At 65.2% G+C, this 15,943-nt stretch carries 18 protein-coding genes; 7 read left to right on the plus strand and 11 right to left on the minus strand.

The genetic code is table 11. The annotated features are described in order from the left end of the window. The first annotated feature begins 255 nt into the window (after positions 1-255). The 6 genes from BZF59_RS01885 (at position 256) to BZF59_RS01910 (ending at position 5,259) form a co-directional block, all read left to right on the plus strand. A complete protein-coding gene (locus tag BZF59_RS01885; RefSeq protein WP_158094253.1) occupies positions 256-1,164 on the plus strand; it encodes a GGDEF domain-containing protein in 909 nt (302 codons plus the stop codon). 164 nt (positions 1,165-1,328) lie between these two features. Next, positions 1,329-2,513 carry a formate-dependent phosphoribosylglycinamide formyltransferase gene (gene purT, locus BZF59_RS01890; RefSeq protein WP_086606550.1) on the plus strand — a complete coding sequence of 395 codons (1,185 nt, stop codon included), beginning with the start codon at positions 1,329-1,331 and terminating at the stop codon, positions 2,511-2,513. 11 nt (positions 2,514-2,524) lie between these two features. Next, the gene (locus BZF59_RS01895; RefSeq protein WP_086606551.1) at positions 2,525-3,538 is read left to right on the plus strand and encodes an NAD(P)H-dependent flavin oxidoreductase; all 1,014 of its coding nucleotides are present in this window, start codon (positions 2,525-2,527) and stop codon (positions 3,536-3,538) included. 1 nt (position 3,539) lies between these two features. Next, positions 3,540-3,947, plus strand: coding sequence for a hypothetical protein (locus BZF59_RS01900; protein WP_211277335.1), 408 nt, complete (start codon positions 3,540-3,542; stop codon positions 3,945-3,947). Then, positions 3,944-4,810 carry a formyltetrahydrofolate deformylase gene (gene purU / locus BZF59_RS01905; RefSeq protein WP_086606552.1) on the plus strand — a complete coding sequence of 289 codons (867 nt, stop codon included), beginning with the start codon at positions 3,944-3,946 and terminating at the stop codon, positions 4,808-4,810. Before BZF59_RS01900 ends, purU begins: the two co-directional genes overlap by 4 nt. Before the next feature lie 47 nt (positions 4,811-4,857). Continuing rightward, positions 4,858-5,259: a VOC family protein gene (locus BZF59_RS01910; RefSeq protein ID WP_086606737.1), complete on the plus strand. Its 402-nt coding sequence runs from the start codon at positions 4,858-4,860 to the stop codon at positions 5,257-5,259. On the opposite strand, the gene BZF59_RS01915 is transcribed toward BZF59_RS01910, so the two are convergent. Together BZF59_RS01915 and BZF59_RS01920 are read right to left on the minus strand one after the other, a co-directional pair. Then, complete coding sequence (locus tag BZF59_RS01915; RefSeq protein WP_245805971.1) at positions 5,256-5,720, minus strand: protein tyrosine phosphatase family protein; 465 nt, start codon at positions 5,718-5,720, stop codon at positions 5,256-5,258. The genes BZF59_RS01910 and BZF59_RS01915 overlap by 4 nt on opposite strands. Beyond that, positions 5,717-7,888, minus strand: a complete 2,172-nt coding sequence (locus tag BZF59_RS01920; protein WP_245805972.1) for a PQQ-dependent dehydrogenase, methanol/ethanol family — start codon at positions 7,886-7,888, stop codon at positions 5,717-5,719. Before BZF59_RS01920 ends, BZF59_RS01915 begins: the two co-directional genes overlap by 4 nt. A gap of 149 nt (positions 7,889-8,037) precedes the next feature. Here BZF59_RS01920 and BZF59_RS01925 point away from each other — a divergent pair, with 149 nt between their 5' ends. Continuing rightward, the gene (locus BZF59_RS01925) at positions 8,038-8,916 is read left to right on the plus strand and encodes a dienelactone hydrolase family protein (protein ID WP_086606553.1); all 879 of its coding nucleotides are present in this window, start codon (positions 8,038-8,040) and stop codon (positions 8,914-8,916) included. A 107-nt stretch (positions 8,917-9,023) separates the two neighbouring features. Here the strand turns inward: BZF59_RS01925 and BZF59_RS01930 are convergent, their stop codons facing one another. The 9 genes from BZF59_RS01930 to BZF59_RS01970 form a co-directional block, all read right to left on the minus strand. Continuing rightward, a complete protein-coding gene (locus BZF59_RS01930; protein WP_086606740.1) occupies positions 9,024-9,662 on the minus strand; it encodes a hypothetical protein in 639 nt (212 codons plus the stop codon). Positions 9,663-9,777: 115 nt separating this feature from the next. Further along, on the minus strand, positions 9,778-10,575 hold the full coding sequence (locus tag BZF59_RS01935; RefSeq protein WP_086606554.1) for a DUF1295 domain-containing protein: 798 nt from the start codon (positions 10,573-10,575) through the stop codon (positions 9,778-9,780). Then, complete coding sequence (locus BZF59_RS01940; protein ID WP_245805973.1) at positions 10,568-11,152, minus strand: 1-acyl-sn-glycerol-3-phosphate acyltransferase; 585 nt, start codon at positions 11,150-11,152, stop codon at positions 10,568-10,570. Before BZF59_RS01940 ends, BZF59_RS01935 begins: the two co-directional genes overlap by 8 nt. A gap of 128 nt (positions 11,153-11,280) precedes the next feature. Continuing rightward, positions 11,281-11,715, minus strand: a complete 435-nt coding sequence (locus BZF59_RS01945) for a hypothetical protein (protein ID WP_143738062.1) — start codon at positions 11,713-11,715, stop codon at positions 11,281-11,283. Positions 11,716-11,717: 2 nt separating this feature from the next. After that, on the minus strand, positions 11,718-13,325 hold the full coding sequence (locus BZF59_RS01950; RefSeq protein WP_086606557.1) for a carboxyl transferase domain-containing protein: 1,608 nt from the start codon (positions 13,323-13,325) through the stop codon (positions 11,718-11,720). After that, on the minus strand, positions 13,322-13,795 hold the full coding sequence (locus BZF59_RS01955; protein ID WP_245805974.1) for a hypothetical protein: 474 nt from the start codon (positions 13,793-13,795) through the stop codon (positions 13,322-13,324). Before BZF59_RS01955 ends, BZF59_RS01950 begins: the two co-directional genes overlap by 4 nt. Then, a complete protein-coding gene (locus BZF59_RS01960; protein ID WP_086606558.1) occupies positions 13,795-14,100 on the minus strand; it encodes an alkylphosphonate utilization protein in 306 nt (101 codons plus the stop codon). The genes BZF59_RS01955 and BZF59_RS01960 overlap by 1 nt, the downstream gene beginning before the upstream one ends. After that, on the minus strand, positions 14,097-14,765 hold the full coding sequence (locus tag BZF59_RS01965; protein WP_086606742.1) for a TrmH family RNA methyltransferase: 669 nt from the start codon (positions 14,763-14,765) through the stop codon (positions 14,097-14,099). Before BZF59_RS01965 ends, BZF59_RS01960 begins: the two co-directional genes overlap by 4 nt. A 5-nt stretch (positions 14,766-14,770) precedes the next feature. Beyond that, a complete protein-coding gene (locus BZF59_RS01970; RefSeq protein WP_086606559.1) occupies positions 14,771-15,937 on the minus strand; it encodes an isovaleryl-CoA dehydrogenase in 1,167 nt (388 codons plus the stop codon). Between the last annotated feature and the right edge of the window lie 6 nt (positions 15,938-15,943).

Below are 15,943 nucleotides of genomic sequence, written 5' to 3' on the forward strand. Positions count from 1 at the left end.
AAGCCATACTTACTGCGCCCAATACGTATTGGAGAGACTGACCCATTTGAAAAATATGGTAAACGAAACCCGGAGGTGATTCGTTTTTTAGTCGAGTATGTTTACTTAGCTAACAACTATAAAGGGTCCGCTTCGGGAAAACAGGGGAATGTTTTCACTAAATCGTATCTCGTTAGTTACCAAGTAATTCTGACTAAGAGCGAGTTGGCGAGTATTTCGTTGGACCGCTGGGGCACTGTCGGTATGAAAATTGGTTTGAGTGACGTCGAAGGCCACGTCTTGCACGGCCTGCTTGAAGAAACCTCGGGCGATATCGTGATCCGTCTGGATCGCCAGGGTTTCATCATCCACGCATCCGCGAACATCGCCGAACTGGGGCTCGATACCTCGGCCGCCTTGCTGCTGCCGCATATCACCGACCTCGCCGAACGCGATCATGCCGCCTTTCTCGGGGAGCATGTCGGCGCGGTGTTGGCCGGGCGCGTGCAGACCGGATGGGCCGAATTCCCGGTGATCGCCTGCGCCAACCGCGACACTTGCCGCGAGGCGCAGTGCCAGCGCTGGTATGCGCTGAGTCTCAGGCCGATGAGCGATTCCACCGGCACGCCCGATGGTGCGCTGTGCCTGATGCGATCGGTGCAGCGGCTCCGCAGTCTCGAGGGCGAGCTGCACAACCGCGCGGTCACCGATCCGCTGACGGGGCTCGCCAACCGGCAGGCCTTCTGCGCCAGCCTCAGACGCCATCTGGCGCGCGGCGGCGGGCAGATGGTCGCGGTCTTCGCGGTTGACGGGATGCGCGCGCTGCTGCTGCGCTATGGCCAGCGCACCGCTGACGAGGTGCTCTGGGGCTTTGCCAAGTTCCTCGAGACCATGGCCCTACCGGGCCACGAAGTCGCGCAGCTCGATGGCGAGCGGTTCGGCGTGCTGCTGCCCGAAATGACCTCGCGCGGCGCCCGCGAATGGGCCGAGGATGTGGTGACGACCTTCGCTGGCCTCACCGCACCTGCCTCTGCCAAGGCTCCGCAGCTGACTGCCAGCGCAGGACTGGCGCGGGTCGAATGCACCGTTGACTGGACCCTGCGCGAGGCCGAGCTCGGGCTGGTGCTGGCCCGCGCGGGCGGCGGGCGGCAGGTCGCGGTGGCGGGGTATCGCAGAGCGGCTTGATTTTCTGATCGCGCTGACGCGCGATGCAGACCTCCCGCCCCGCCTCCCCACCCGGCCACCATACCGTAATGGTATTCTTGGTGGCCGGGTGGGGAGGCGGGGCGGGAGGTCTGCGCCACCGAAGGTGGCTTGCAAGCAAGCCTGCGGCAGGTAAACCCTCCGCCATGAGCCACATTGCCACCATCCTGCTGCTCGGTTCGGGCGAGCTGGGCCGCGAATTCGTCATTTCCGCCAAGCGTCTCGGAGCGCGGGTGATCGCCTGCGACAGCTATGACAATGCCCCCGCGATGCAAGTGGCCGATGCGCGCGAGGTGTTCTCGATGCTCGACGGCGCGGCACTGCGCGCGGCGGTAGAGAAGCATCGGCCCGATCTCATCGTCCCCGAGATCGAAGCGATCCGAACCGAGGTGCTGGGCGATCTGGAAGCGGAAGGCTTCACCGTGGTGCCCTCGGCCCGCGCGGCGCGGCTGACGATGAACCGCGATGCGATCCGCGATCTGGCGGCGGGCGAGCTGGGGCTGGTGACCTCGCAATATGGCTATGCCGAAAGCTTCGCCGAATGCGAGGCCATCGCCGCGCGCATTGGCTATCCGCTGGTGATGAAGCCGGTCATGTCCTCTTCGGGCAAGGGCCAGAGCAAGGTCAACGGGCCGGAGGCGCTGGAGGCCGCGTGGGACTATGCCGTCGCCAACATGCGCGGCGACCGGGCGCGGGTGATCGCCGAACAGTTCATCGCCTTCGACTATGAAATCACCCTGCTGACCGTGCGGCACAAGCACGGCATCAGCTTCTGCCCACCCATCGGCCACCGGCAGGAACGCGGCGACTACCGCGAAAGCTGGCAGCCCGCCGCCATGTCCGCCGCCGCGCTTGCGAGCGCGCAAAACATGGCCGCCAAGGTCGTCAACGCGCTGCAAGGGAAGGGGCGCGGCTGGGGGCTCTATGGGGTGGAGTTCTTTGTTCGCGGCGAGGAAGTGATCTTCTCCGAATTGTCGCCCCGCCCGCACGATACCGGGATGGTGACGCTCGCCTCGCAAGACCTGACCGAATTCGATCTCCACGCCCGCGCGATCCTCGGCCTGCCGGTGCCGGAGAGCATCGCCGCGCGCCCCGCCGCTTCCGCCGTGATCCTCGCCGATCGGGATTCGGGCAAGTTCGCCTTCGAGGGGCTGGCCGAGGCGTTGGCGCTGGGCGATACCGATGTGCGGATTTTCGGCAAGCCCGTCACCCGGCCATACCGCCGTATGGGCATCGCCCTCGCCCGCGCCGGTGATACGCCTGCCGCGGTCGACCTCGCCAAACGGGCCGCCGATGCGGTGCGGATTGTCTATTCTCCGACAACCGACTAAGCGCCCGGCCTATGAGCACCTACCCCCAAACCGCCGCGATGATGAAGCGCGGCACCGACTTCCTCGGCTGCGAAACCGCGATCCTGTGCGGCGCGATGAGCTGGGTGAGCGAGCGCAACCTCGTCGCCGCCATTTCCAACGCGGGCGGCTTCGGCGTGATTGCCTGCGGGGCGATGACACCCGAGCTGCTCGATACCGAGATCGCCGCGACCAAGGCGCTGACGTCGAAACCCTTCGGCGTGAATCTCATCACCATGCACCCCGCGCTGTTCGATCTGATCGCAGTGTGCCGCAAGCATGACGTGACGCACGTGGTGCTCGCGGGCGGTATCCCGCCCAAGGGCAGCGTCGAGGCGATCAAGGCCGACGAGAGCGGGATCAAGGTGATCTGCTTTGCGCCGACGGTTGCTCTTGCGAAGAAGCTGCTGCGTTCGGGTGCAGATGCGCTGGTGATCGAGGGGATGGAAGCGGGCGGGCATATCGGCCCGGTCTCGACCTCAGTGCTGGCGCAGGAAATCCTCCCCGCGCTGGCCGAAGAGCACCTGATCTTCGTCGCCGGCGGCATCGGCCGGGGCGAGGCCATCGCCTCCTACCTCGAAATGGGCGCGGCGGGGGTGCAATTGGGCACGCGCTTCGCCTGCGCGACCGAGAGCATCGCGCATCCCGATTTCAAGAAGGCCTTCTTCCGCGCCTCGGCCCGCGAGGCGATCGCCAGCGTGCAGGTCGACCCTCGCCTGCCGGTCATCCCCGTGCGCGCCTTGAAGAACAAGGGCACCGAGGAATTCACCGCAAAGCAGCGCGAAGTCGCCGCGCTGCTCGATGCGGGCGAAGTCGACATGGGAGAAGCCCAGCTCCAGATCGAGCACTTCTGGGCCGGCGCCCTGCGCCGCGCGGTGCTCGAGGGCGATGTCGAGAACGGCAGCGTCATGGCCGGGCAGTCCGTCGGCATGGTGACCAAGGAAGAACCCGCCGCCGATATCATCGCCGAGCTGATGAGCCAGTGCGAGGCGGCGCTCGCGCGGTAAGGTGGAGCGCCCGCCCTACCTCATTCACACGAACCGCGAATTGGGGCTGATGCTAGTCGGGCGAAAGTCGCTTGCTTACTTCAGCGAGGGCGAGGGATTCTGGCCGGACGGCGTGCTGCGATACTTCCGGATGTTCGACCGCTACGTCGCGGCGGACCGCATCATTCGCGCTGACCGCTTTCAACCGAACATCCGGCCGGAAATCAAGGTTGAGCGCTGGCACCACGTGTTGTTCGCCTTGCCGGGAGAGGAGCACCGCATTGAGGCGATGTGGGAGCTGAAGAACTCGGATGGGCCATGGACCGACGAGCACGAACGCCGCGAGGGCCTGCTTTTGGGCTACACGCCGGAGCAATGCGACTGGTGGATTGCGTACTGTCAGAGGTTTCGCGAAGAAGGCAAGCAATGACCCAGCCCCTCGTCCTCACCCTCGCCTGCCCCGACCGGCCCGGCATCACCGCGCGGGTCACCGGGTTCCTGTTCGAGCGGAACTGCAACATCCTCGACGCGCAGCAGTTCAACGACCGCGCGGCGAATGGGGGCGAGGACCGCTTCTTCATGCGCGTGGTGTTCGATCCCGACGGCTCGACGCGCGACATGCTGCGGGCAGATTTCGCCGACCTCGCCAGCGAGTTGGGCATGGACTGGACGATGGTGCGCGAGGATCGTCCGCGTCGCACCATCATCATGGTCAGCAAGTTCGACCACTGCCTTGTCGACCTCATTTACCGCTGCCGCACCGGGGAATTGCCGATCGACATCGTCGCCATCGTCTCCAACCACCCGCGCGAGGCCGCGATCCGGGTCGATATCGGCGATATTCCCTTCCACCACATCCCCGTCACCCCCGAGACCAAGCCTGCCGCCGAGGCCCGGCTCAAGGCGCTGGCGGAAGCAACCGAGGCCGAGCTGTTGGTGCTCGCCCGCTACATGCAGGTCTTCTCGGACGACCTCTCAGCCCATTTCGCCGGGCGGGCGATCAATATCCACCACTCCTTCCTCCCCGGCTTCAAGGGCGCGCGGCCCTACCATCAGGCCCACGCGCGCGGGGTGAAGATCATTGGCGCGACGGCGCATTTCGTCACCGCCGACCTCGACGAAGGGCCGATCATCCATCAGGATGTCGAGCGCATCACCCACGCCGATTCCCCCGAGGATCTCGTCCGCAAGGGCCGCGACATAGAGCGCCGGGTGCTGGCCGAGGCGGTGCGCCTGTTCGCGCAGGAGCGGGTGCTGATGAACGGCAACCGGACGGTGGTGTTCAGGGGCTGAACGCCTTTTCAGTGGCCAGAGCGCGACGCGTGGCGCATTATGCCCCCATGATCGTCCAGCGCCTCGACCATGTGAACATCATCACCGACCGCCTCGCCGAGACCGCGCGGTTCTATGCCGAGCTGCTCGATCTGAAGGAGCGCGACGGCCCGCCGCCGATGCTGCCAAGCCAAGTGCGCTGGATGCATGACAGCAGCGGGCAGGCGATCCTGCACCTCAACTCCACGGATTGCCCCCGCGTGTTCGAGCGCGGCGTCGCCCCGGGGGCGGAGACCGGGGCGATCCACCATGTCGCGCTGCGCTGCGACGAATTCGAGGTGGTGAAGGCGCGGCTCGATGCGCGGGGGGCGGATTACCGGGTCAATGATGTGCCCTCGATAGGCCTGAAGCAGATCTTCACCGCCGATCCCAACAACGTGCTGCTGGAGCTGAATTTCTTCGCAGGCTAGCGACCGCCCTCCAGCAGCGCCCGCCATGGGGCGGCGCGGGGGTCATCCGAGTCCAGCGGGTTCCAGACCTTCGCCATGCGCGCCTGCGCCTCAGGCTCGGGCACGCCTGCCGCGCAGTCGAGCAGGTAGAAGAACGCCGTCACCCGCCAGTTCATGATGCAATGCACGTGGATAGCGCCGGGATGGGTTGCCAAGGCCTGTTCCAGCGCCGCAACGTGATCGGACGTCGGCGCGTCGAAGGGCACCGGGATATGCGTATAGGCGATGCCCGTCGCCGCCATCAGCGCCGCCTCGTCCGCCAGCGCTTCGGGATGGCTGTCGAGCGCGAGGTTGACGACATGGCGCACGCCGATCGCCGCCAGCCGCGCGGGGTCGCCGGCTTCGAGCTTGCCCGAGGTGGTGATCCCGTCGGGCCGCCGCTGACAGTTGCGGATGCCCTCGGGATCGCTCCCGGTGGTCACCGCCGCGCGACCTTTTTCCCCGCCTCGAGCGCCTTGTCCTCGTTGGCGCGCTTGATGACATAGGCGCGGATCGCTTCGATCTCGTCCTTGCTGAGCGAGCTCTTGAAGCTTGCCATGCCGTTGTCCTTGAGGATGCCGCCCTCGACCACCGCGTTCCATGCGCTCGCACTTTCGAGCGATCCGGCGCGGCGCAGGTCGGGGAGCACGGTCGAACCGGTCGCCCCCGGTGCGTGGCACACCGCGCAATAGCGGCCATATTTCGCCTGCCCCACCGCGATCGTCTCGGGCGAAGCGGTGCTCGGCGGCGGGTCCAATGGCATTTCGGCCAGCGCAGGGATCGGCGGCAGCTTGGCGGTGCCGCCGAGCTTGAAGACCAGCAGGCGCGAGATGTTGCGCACCGGCGCCTTGCGCGCGATCAGATCGCCATCGACCGAGAGCGCATAGGCCCCGCCCCACCCGGCCAGCACCGCGACATATTGCTCGCCGTTCACCGTGTAGGTGACGGGCGGCGCGACCACGCCGGTCTGCGCGGCAAAGCTCCACAGCTTGTTGCCGGTGGCCGCATCATAGGCGTTGAATTCGCTCCCCGCGGTGCCCTGGAACACGAGGCCTCCGCCGGTCGAGAGCACGCCGCCGTTCCACGGCCCCTCGTGCTCGACCGTCCAGCGCGCCTTCTGTGCCACCGGGTCCCATGCCACCAGCCGCCCCTTGAGCGTTCCGGCCGCCTCCTTGCGGAAGCCCCCGTCCGCCGGAAGCTCGCCCGCAAAGCTGAAACCGACGTTGAAGCCGCGCGCGCGGTCGGGCTTCCAGTCGGCTTCAGGCGCGTAGAGCATCCCCGCCTCGAAGGCCGGGATGTAGACGAGGTTCTCGCGCGGGCTGTAGGCCATCGGGTGCCAGTTGTGCCCGCCCAGCGGGCCGGGCAGCACCAGCGCGGGCTGGCCGGTCTTGTCGATCCGGGTTTCGGGGTTCTCGATCGGGCGGCCCGTCTTGGGGTCGACGCCGCTTGCCCAGTTGAGCCCGACATAGGGCTTGGCGCTGATGAACTCGCCGGTCTCGCGGTCGATGACGTAGAAGAACCCGTTCTTGGGCGCCTGCATCAGCACCTTGCGCGGTTTCCCGTCGATTTCCATGTCGGCGAGCATGATGTGCTGGGTGGCGGTGAAATCCCACGTCTCGCCCGGCGTGGTCTGGTAGTGCCACACATATTCGCCCGTCTTGGGCCGCACCGCGACGATGCTGGAGAGGTAGAGGTTGTCGCCCTCTCCCGTCCCGTCCTTGCCCGGTGAGCGATAGGCGCGGTTCCACGGGGAGCCGTTGCCCACCCCGATATAGAGCAGGTCGAGATCGGGATCATAGGCCATCGAATCCCACACCGTCCCGCCGCCGCCGATCGCGTCGTTGGCCCCCAGCACGTCCATGTTCCACGTCTCTGCGGCCTTCTGGAGATAGGCCGGGGCATCCTCGCCCTGCCCGCCTTCGGGCACGGTGTAGAACTTCCACAGCTGCTTGCCGCTGTCCGCGTCATAGGCGGCGACGAAACCGCGCACGCCGAATTCCGCGCCGCCATTGCCGATGATCACCTTGCCGTCGATGACGCGCGGCGCGCCGGTGATGGTGTAGCTCTTGGACTGGTCGACCGTGACTGTTTCCCACGCGACCTTGCCACTGTCGCGGTCGAGCGCGATCAGCCGGCCATCAAGCGTGCCGAAGAACAGCTTGTCGCCATAGGCCGCGAGGCCCCGGTTCACCACGTCGCAGCAGGCCTTGACCGCGGTTTCGCCCGGAACCTTGGGATCATATTCCCACAAGGCCTTGCCGGTGGTCGCATCGAAGGCCTTCACCTTGCTCCACGCGGTGGTGAGGTAGAGCTTGCCGTCCATCACCAGCGGCGTCGCCTCCTGCCCGCGCGCGGTGTCCATATCGGCATACCAGACAAGGCCCAGCTGGCCGACGGTATCCTTGTTGACCTGATCGAGCGGGGAATAGCGCTGTTCGGAATAGGTGCGCCCGTGGCTGATCCAGTTGGCCGAATCGCCATCGGCCCCCACCAGCATGGCGGTGGTGATCCCCTCTGCGCTTTCGCCGCTACCGAAAATCTGGCTGCAATTGGCCAGCATCCCTGCCGACAGCAACAAGGCGCCGCCCAGCGTCCACCGCTTGAGGTTCATAGATCCCGCTCTCCCCGTTTGTCCCATGCGCTTGTGCGCCTTGGGCAGCATGTTGCGCTTTCAATCGCAGCTTGTCCATGCCGCGCTTTGCCGCCTATCAGTATCGACGGAGGGGCCCACAGGGGACTGATCCCCAAAGGAGACCAACGATGTGCGATGAGAGCAAACTGGCCGATTGGGCAAAGCAGACCCTCAGCCGGCGACAGTTTGGCGCGCTGACCGGCGCTGCGGCGCTGGCGGCCTGTGCGAGCGGCGAGACCGAGAGCGTGGCCCAGCCGATGGCGGGCCTCAAGGAACGCGGAGTCAATTTTGCCACGGCGGACGGGACGCTCGACGGATTTTTCGTCCAGCCTGAAGAAGGCGATCACCCCGCCGTGATCCTGTGGCCCGACATCGCCGGGATCCGCGAGGCGAAGCGCAACATCGCTCGCAAGCTGGCGCTGGCAGGCCATGCGGTGCTGGTGGTGAACCCCTATTACCGCGACGTGACGGGCGAGCAGTTCGCCGATTTCGCCGCCTTCATCGCCGATGGCGGATTCCAGAAGGTCGGCCCCTGGCGCGGAAAGCTCAATGCCGAGGCTATCATGCGCGATGCCACCGCGATCGTCGACTGGCTCGACCGGCAGGAGGGCGTCAATCAGGCGCAGGGGATCGGCACGCAGGGCTATTGCATGGGCGGGCCCTTCACCGTGTGGACGGCGGCGGCGGTGCCCGCGCGGGTCAAGGCGGCGGCAAGCTTCCACGGCGGCGGGCTGGTGCGCCCCGACAATCCCATGAGCCCGCACAAGGTGCTGGGCAAGGTCGATGCCGACCTGCTGATCGCCGTGGCGCAGGACGATGACGCCAAGGCCCCCGCCGACAAGACCACCTTCGCCGATGCCGCCAAGGCCGCCGATGTCGATGCAGTCGTGACCGTCTATCCCGGCGACCATGGCTGGATGGTGTCAGACAGCCCCTCCTATGACGCCACCGCCGCCGCGCGCGGGGAGGCGGATCTCAAGGCGCTCTACGCCAAGGCGCTTGCCTAGAGCGCTTTCCTACTGGGGCGCGGCGGGGTCAGGCTTGCCGCCATGCTGCGCCCCGCCTCCCATGCCTGCCCTTGCGCGCAATCGGGCCCGCAAGCCCGCAGACAAACCTACGAAGCGACCTTCAGCGTGTTGACGCCCGAGGCATCCGCCCCCGCCTCGCCCGACAGGCCGATGAACATCGTGTCGATAATCCGCGCCAGCTTCGCCTCGGTCAGCTTGTCGCCGAGATAGATCAGCGCATCGGGCAGGGTGTAATTGCTGATCATCTGGTTGATCAGCGACAGGGTCTCGTCGATCTCGAGCCCGGCGAAGAAGCCTTCGGCCTGGGCTTCGGCGATCAACTCGCACAGATAGTGATCGGCGAGGTCGACATAGCTGCGCACCCGCTCGAAATTGGCGGCGCCCATTTCGCACAGCACGGTGAAGAAATGCGGGTCGTCGCGAAAGCGCGCCTGCGCGATCACGAAGCGGCGGCGGAAGAATTCGTACATCTTGCGCTGTGGCGGCAGATTGCTTGCCAGCACCTCCTCCATCACCGCCAGTTGCGGCGCGAGCCAGGTCTGCGCGACGGCATCGAACAGATCGTCGTAATCGGCGAACAGCGCTTCGAAGCGCGCACGGGTCAGCCCGCTTTCGGACATGGCGACGGTCCACGGCACTTCCGCACCGCGTTCCTTGACCAGATCGAGCACATGGCGCGCGATCCGCTCGCGCTCGGCTTCCCGGGCCGTTTCGGTCAATGGCATGTCGCTCGCACCTCCTCGCGTGACCGCCAGCATAGGCGATGCGGGCGCGGGCCGAAAGGGTCGCTCGTCGATTTTTGTGCGACGCAGCACGGACAAAGCGATCGCGCGGCGGGGCTCAAGTCTTGGGCGGCATGGGAAAAAAGGCCGAAGTGCGGCGCTTGTAATCGGCGTATTTGTCGCCCTTGGACTTGTCCATGCCCTTCTCCAGCAGCGTCACGCCCGACCATTTGGTGAGCGTGAAGCTGAGGAACAGCGGGCCGATGACGGTCGCCGCAGCATAGCCCCATCCGGCCGCCGCGCAGGCGAGCCAGATGCCCCACCAAGCGCAGAAATCGCCGAAGTAGTTGGGATGGCGGGTGTAGCGCCACAGCCCGGTGTCGAGCACCTGCCCCTCGTTCGCGGGATCGGCCTTAAAGCGGGTCAGCTGCCAGTCGCCGACCCATTCGAAGAACACGCCGACGCTCCACAGCGCAAAACCCGCCCAGGCGAGCGGCGGGATCGGCGCGGGCTCAGGGCTGGCGAGAATGCCGACCTGCGCGGGAGAGGAGACCATGAACAGCAGCACCGCCTGCATCAGCCACACCTTGGTCAGCGCAGCGCGGGCGAACTGGCCTTTCTCGCGGGCCTTCTTGAGGATCATCTTGTAGCGCTTGTCCTCGCCCTCGCGCCGCCAGCGCAGGAACAGGTAGCCGCCCAGCCGGAAGCCCCAGGCGGCGGTCATCACCATGATCAGCGTGGCGAGCGCGCCCGGCCCGCCGGGCACGTGCAGCCAGCTCGCGACCGCCAGAATGCCCATGCCTGCGCCCCAGAAGGCGTCGATGAAGGAGACGTCATTGATGCGCACGGAAATCGCCCACTGGATGAGCACCAGCACGATCAGGATCGCAGCGTTGAGGGCGAGGAGTTCAAACATCGTTCTTGCCTGCAATGATGTCGCGCGCCTGTTGTTCCAGCACCTTGAAGCGTTCGTAATCGGGCAGCTTGGAGCGGAACCACTCGGCAAGCTTGAGCAGATCCTCGCCGTAATTGCCGGTGGGGATCATCGGCGGGCCGAAACTGATGATCTTGCGCGCATTGTCGGCGAAGGCGGGGACGATCGGCACATTCGCCGCGCGGGCGATGTGGTAGAAGCCGGATTTCCACTTGCCGTCCGACTTGCGCGTGCCTTCACAGGCGATCACCAGCGCGAGTTCGTCGCGCGCGGCGAATTCGGCGGCGACCTGCTCGGTGGCGTTGGCCTTGGCGGTGCGATCGACCGGGATGCCGCCCATGTCGAGCATGAAGTTGCGCATGACCCCGGTGAACAGCGTGTGCTTGCCCATGAAATTGGGCTTCACGCCCTCTTCATGCGTCGCGCCGGTGAAGAACACGAAATCCCAGTTGGTGGTATGCGGCGCGCCGGCGAGCACGTATTTTTTCAGATGCTTGGGCAGGGGGGAATCGATTTTCCACCCGCGGATGTACCAGATCGCGAGGATGATCCGGCGCACAATGCGCGAAAGCAGAGTTGGTGTTCTCGCCTTTTGGCGATGATGTTCGTGCGACAATGTTCGGCCCCTCTCTCACCTACGTTAGTGCCCGCAATCGGGGGAGTTACGCAAGGGCAGGTGTGGGGGTTTCAGCGCATCAGAGCATTGTAGATGTATTGGATCACCTGCCCCAATGCGACCGATATCAGGACGAACATCAAGAGACAGCCGGGCCGATAGATGTATTTTTCCCGGTCAGGGGCGCCACGCTGCCACCAAGTTGGCTTTGAAATGGTTCTGATCCACTGATCGAACGCGTCGACATCTTGTGTCGCTCGGTTCAGAATTCGATCCCCATCCTCGCCGCCGTCAGGGTGAAGCGGCGCATCCTTGCCCAACGAGACAATCATTCCAGACGGGTAGAGAATCAAATCTGGGCCTGAAGCGAGATGGTCAAGGAACAGCGCATCTTTGACCTCCCTTGACCAAGCCACGACGTAGCCCGCCTCTCTCAGTAAGTGGATGCGTCGAAAGGTCTCTTCCTCTCGACGGCCTTGCTCTTGCTCCCATTCCCACTGTTTCATCGTCACATCCGGAACACGCCAAACGCGGGCCGCTCGGCAATCGGAGCCTCAAGGCAAGCCGCAAGCGCCAGCCCCAACACATCGCGGGTCTGCACCGGGTCGACCACGCCGTCGTCCCACAGGCGGGCGGTGGCGTAGTAGGGGTTGCCCTCGTCCTCGTATTTCTGGCGGATCGGGGCCTTGAAGGCCTCGGTCTGCTCGGCGTCCCAGCTGTCGGCGTCGCGGTGGACGGTGGCGAGGACGCTTGCCGCCTGCTCCCCGCCCATTACCGAGATGCGCGCATTGGGCCAGGTAAACAGGAAGCGCGGGGAGTAGGCGCGCCCGCACATGCCGTAATTGCCGGCGCCGAAGCTGCCGCCGATCACCACGGTGACCTTGGGCACGGTCGCAGTGGCGACCGCGGTGACGAGCTTTGCGCCATGCTTGGCGATGCCTTCCGCCTCGTATTTCCCGCCGACCATGAAGCCGCTGATATTCTGGAGGAACAGCAGCGGAATGCGGCGCTGGCACGCGAGCTCGATGAAATGCGCGCCCTTCTGCGCGCTCTCGGAGAACAGCACGCCGTTGTTGGCGAGGATCGCGACCGGCATCCCCCAGATATGCGCGAAGCCGCAGACCAGCGTGGAGCCGTAATGTGCTTTGAACTCGTGGAACTCGCTGCCGTCCACCAGCCGCGCGATCACTTCCTTGACGTCATAGGGCGCGCGCACGTCCTCGGGGATGAGGGCGTAGAGGTCCTCCGCGTCAAACTTCGGCGGGCGCGGGTCTTTCAGCGCGACGTCCTTCGCAGCCCCGGTGTTCGCGCCGAGGTGCGAGACGATATCGCGCACGATGGTGAGCGCGTGCTCGTCGTTCTCGGCGAGGTGATCGACCACGCCACTTTTCTTCGCGTGCAGGTCACCCCCGCCCAAGTCCTCGGCGGTGATCTCCTCACCCGTCGCGGCCTTCACCAGCGGCGGGCCGGCGAGGAAGATGGTGCCCTGGTTGCGGACGATCACGGTCTCGTCGGACATGGCGGGGACATAGGCGCCGCCCGCGGTGCAGCTCCCCATCACGCAGGCGATCTGCGGGATGCCCAGCGCGCTCATGTTCGCCTGATTGAAGAAGATGCGCCCGAAGTGGTCGCGGTCCGGAAACACCTCGGCCTGATGCGGCAGGTTCGCGCCCCCGCTGTCGACGAGGTAGATGCACGGCAGGCGGTTCTCCTGCGCGATTTCCTGCGCGCGCAGGTGCTTCTTGACCGTCATCGGGTAGTAGGTGCCGCCCTTCACGGTCGCATCGTTGCACACGATCATCACCTGACGGCCCGAGACGCGGCCCACCCCGCAGATGATCGAGGCGCCGTTGACGTCGCCCTCATACATCCCGTTCGCGGCGAGTTGCCCGATTTCGAGGAAAGGCGATCCGGGGTCGAGCAGGCGCTCGACCCGCTCTCGGGGCAGCAGCTTGCCGCGGCTGACATGCCGCTCGCGATGCTTCTCCGGCCCGCCCAGCGCGGCCTCGGCCACCCGCGCGTGGAGTTCCTGCGCGAGGGCGTGGTTATGCGCAAAGCGAGCCTTGGCCTCGGGGCTCTCGCGGTCGAGCTTGGTGGTGAGGGTGGGGGCGGTCATTCCGATAAATTCCTCATGTAAGCCCACGATTTGGAGGTTCCCACCGCGAACGTCAGGCCCATAATTCCGACGATGGCAGATGTGATTGCCATGAATGTAAAGCCCAGTTCCGGCCCCCAGGTTGCCGGAATGGCCACAAAACTTGCTCGCGCCAGCAGCACAATTGCAATCGCGACCAGACCGGTTCGCAAGAGCGGTAGCCTTCGGACAATGCCCGCTCCTGACAGCGCGTAAAGCCCCCACCCTGCGAGAATGATCGCGATGACAGCGGTGAGGATCGCCGGCGTCCATGAGCCTGCCTCGTCGAGTCGCGCCATCCGCTCACCAGCACCGAAAAATCGATACCAGTCACCTCCCCCGAGAATGCAGGCGAGGTGCAGAAGGGAGGCGACAAAACTCATCGCAGCAGCTGCGATCAGCCAGCTCCGGCCCGCCGTTTTTGCCCCGCCGCTCAAGTCAATTCGTGCCATCAACGTTTCCGCACAAACTCGGCCCGCAGCACAAGGCCCTTGATGCCGGGATATTTGCAGTCGATCTCCTGCGCGTCACCGGTCAGCCGGATCGACTTGATCAGCGTGCCCTGCTTCAGCGTCTGGCCAGCGCCCTTGACCTCGAGATCCTTGATCAACGTCACCGCATCGCCATCAGCGAGGATGTTGCCGACCGCATCGCGCACCTCCACCGCGTTCTCCGCCGCGCGCTGGGCCGCGAGTTCGGCCGCAGGCAGCCACTCGCCGCTCGCCTCGTCATAGACGTAGTCTTCGTCGGTGCTCATGTTTCGCCCTCCTCGCGTCCCATGACGGTCGGCAAGGGCATGGTCCGTTTGCCCCGCTTGTCACGCTTGCGATACTTGCTCTGATATTCGCGGCGCTGCTTGCACACCTCATAGAGCACGATGCCCGAGGAAGTGCCGAGATTGAGGCTCTCGATCATTCCGAACATCGGAATCGAGACACACGCATCGCTGCGCTCGACCGCGCGGTCGCTGATCCCGCGCTTCTCGTTGCCGAACCACACGGCAAGCTTGGCGTACTCGGTATAGTCACCTTCGTGGAGGATGATGTTCACCTGTCCCTTCACATGCGGCGAGGTGACCATCGAGCGAAAGTTGTTTTTTTCGAGGTGGTCGAAGCAGTCGTCGGTGCTGTCGAACCGCTTCACAAAACTCCATTTAACCGCCGAAACCGACGTTTTTGAGAGTGAGGGCTTTTCCCGCATGTCCTGCCAATCGTCGGGCAGTCCCTTGCGCGGATCGACGATGTAGACCTTTTCCGCACCGAGCGCGTTCACGTTTCGGATTACTGTGCCGATGTTCTTGAGGTCGGCAGGGTCCTCGATCACCGCGATGAGGTTCTTGCAAACGAACGGCTTTATCGCGTCAGCCCGTTCTCGGACCGAGCGCTTCGACTTCTTGGGTTCCTCGCCTTCAACAACTGGCATGTCGCTCACCCCGCAGCCCCGATGAGCTCCCGCCCTATCAGCATCCGGCGAATTTCGTTGGTCCCCGCGCCGATGTCGAGCAACTTGGCGTCCCGCATGTACCGCTCGACAGGCCAGTCGGTGGTGTAGCCCGCGCCGCCCAGCGCCTGCACGCTTTCGGCGGCGACCTTGAAGGCGTTCTCGGACGCGAGCAAAATCACCCCCGCCGCGTCAAAGCGCGTCGTCTGCCCGGCGTCGCAGGCCTTCGCCACCGCATAGGTGTAGGCGCGGGCCGATTGCAGGGCGACATACATGTCGGCGACCTTGGCCTGCATCAGCTGGAAGCTGCCGATGGGTTTGCCGAACTGCTTGCGCTCGCGCAGGTAGGGGATCACCGTGTCGAGGCATGCCTGCATGATCCCGAGCTGCAATCCGGCGAGCACCACGCGCTCGTAATCCAGCCCGCTCATCAGCACGCCGACCCCGCCGTTGACCGGACCCATGATGCGGTCTTTGGGGATGAAGCAATCCGAAAAGACCAGCTCGGCGGTGGGCGAGCCCTTCATGCCGACCTTGCTGATCTTCTGGCCGATGGAGAACCCCTCGTCGCCCTTCTCGATCAGGAAGGCGGTGATGCCGCGGCTGCCTGCGTGGCCATCGGTCTTGGCATAGACCACCAGCGTATCGGCCTCGGGCGCGTTGGTGATCCAGAACTTGGTGCCGTTGAGCACAAACCCACCCTGCACCGCGTCGGCCTTCAATTTCATCGAGACCACGTCCGACCCGGCCCCGGCCTCTGACATCGCGAGGCTGCCGACATGCTCGCCGCTGATCAGCTTGGGGAGGTATTTCGCCTTCTGGTCATCATCCCCCCAGCGGCGGATCTGGTTCAAGCAAAGGTTGGAATGCGCGCCGTAAGAGAGGCCGACGCTGGCGCTCGCGCGGCTGACTTCCTCGACCGCGATCACGTGTTCCAGATAGCCGAGGCCCAGCCCGCCCCATTCTTCCTCCACCGTGATGCCGTGGAGACCCAGCGCGCCCATCGGCTCCCACAGCTCGCGCGGGAAGCGGTCCTCGCGGTCGGTACGTTCGGCCAGAGGCGCGATCTGCTCGTCGGCGAAGCGCGCGGTGGTGTCGCGGATCATCTCGGCCGCTTCGCCGAGGTGGAAGTCGAAATCGGGGGTGGCGCGCATGATTCG

The sequence above is a fragment of the Erythrobacter donghaensis genome, assembly GCF_002155425.1.
Classification (GTDB): Bacteria; Pseudomonadota; Alphaproteobacteria; order Sphingomonadales; family Sphingomonadaceae; genus Erythrobacter; species Erythrobacter donghaensis.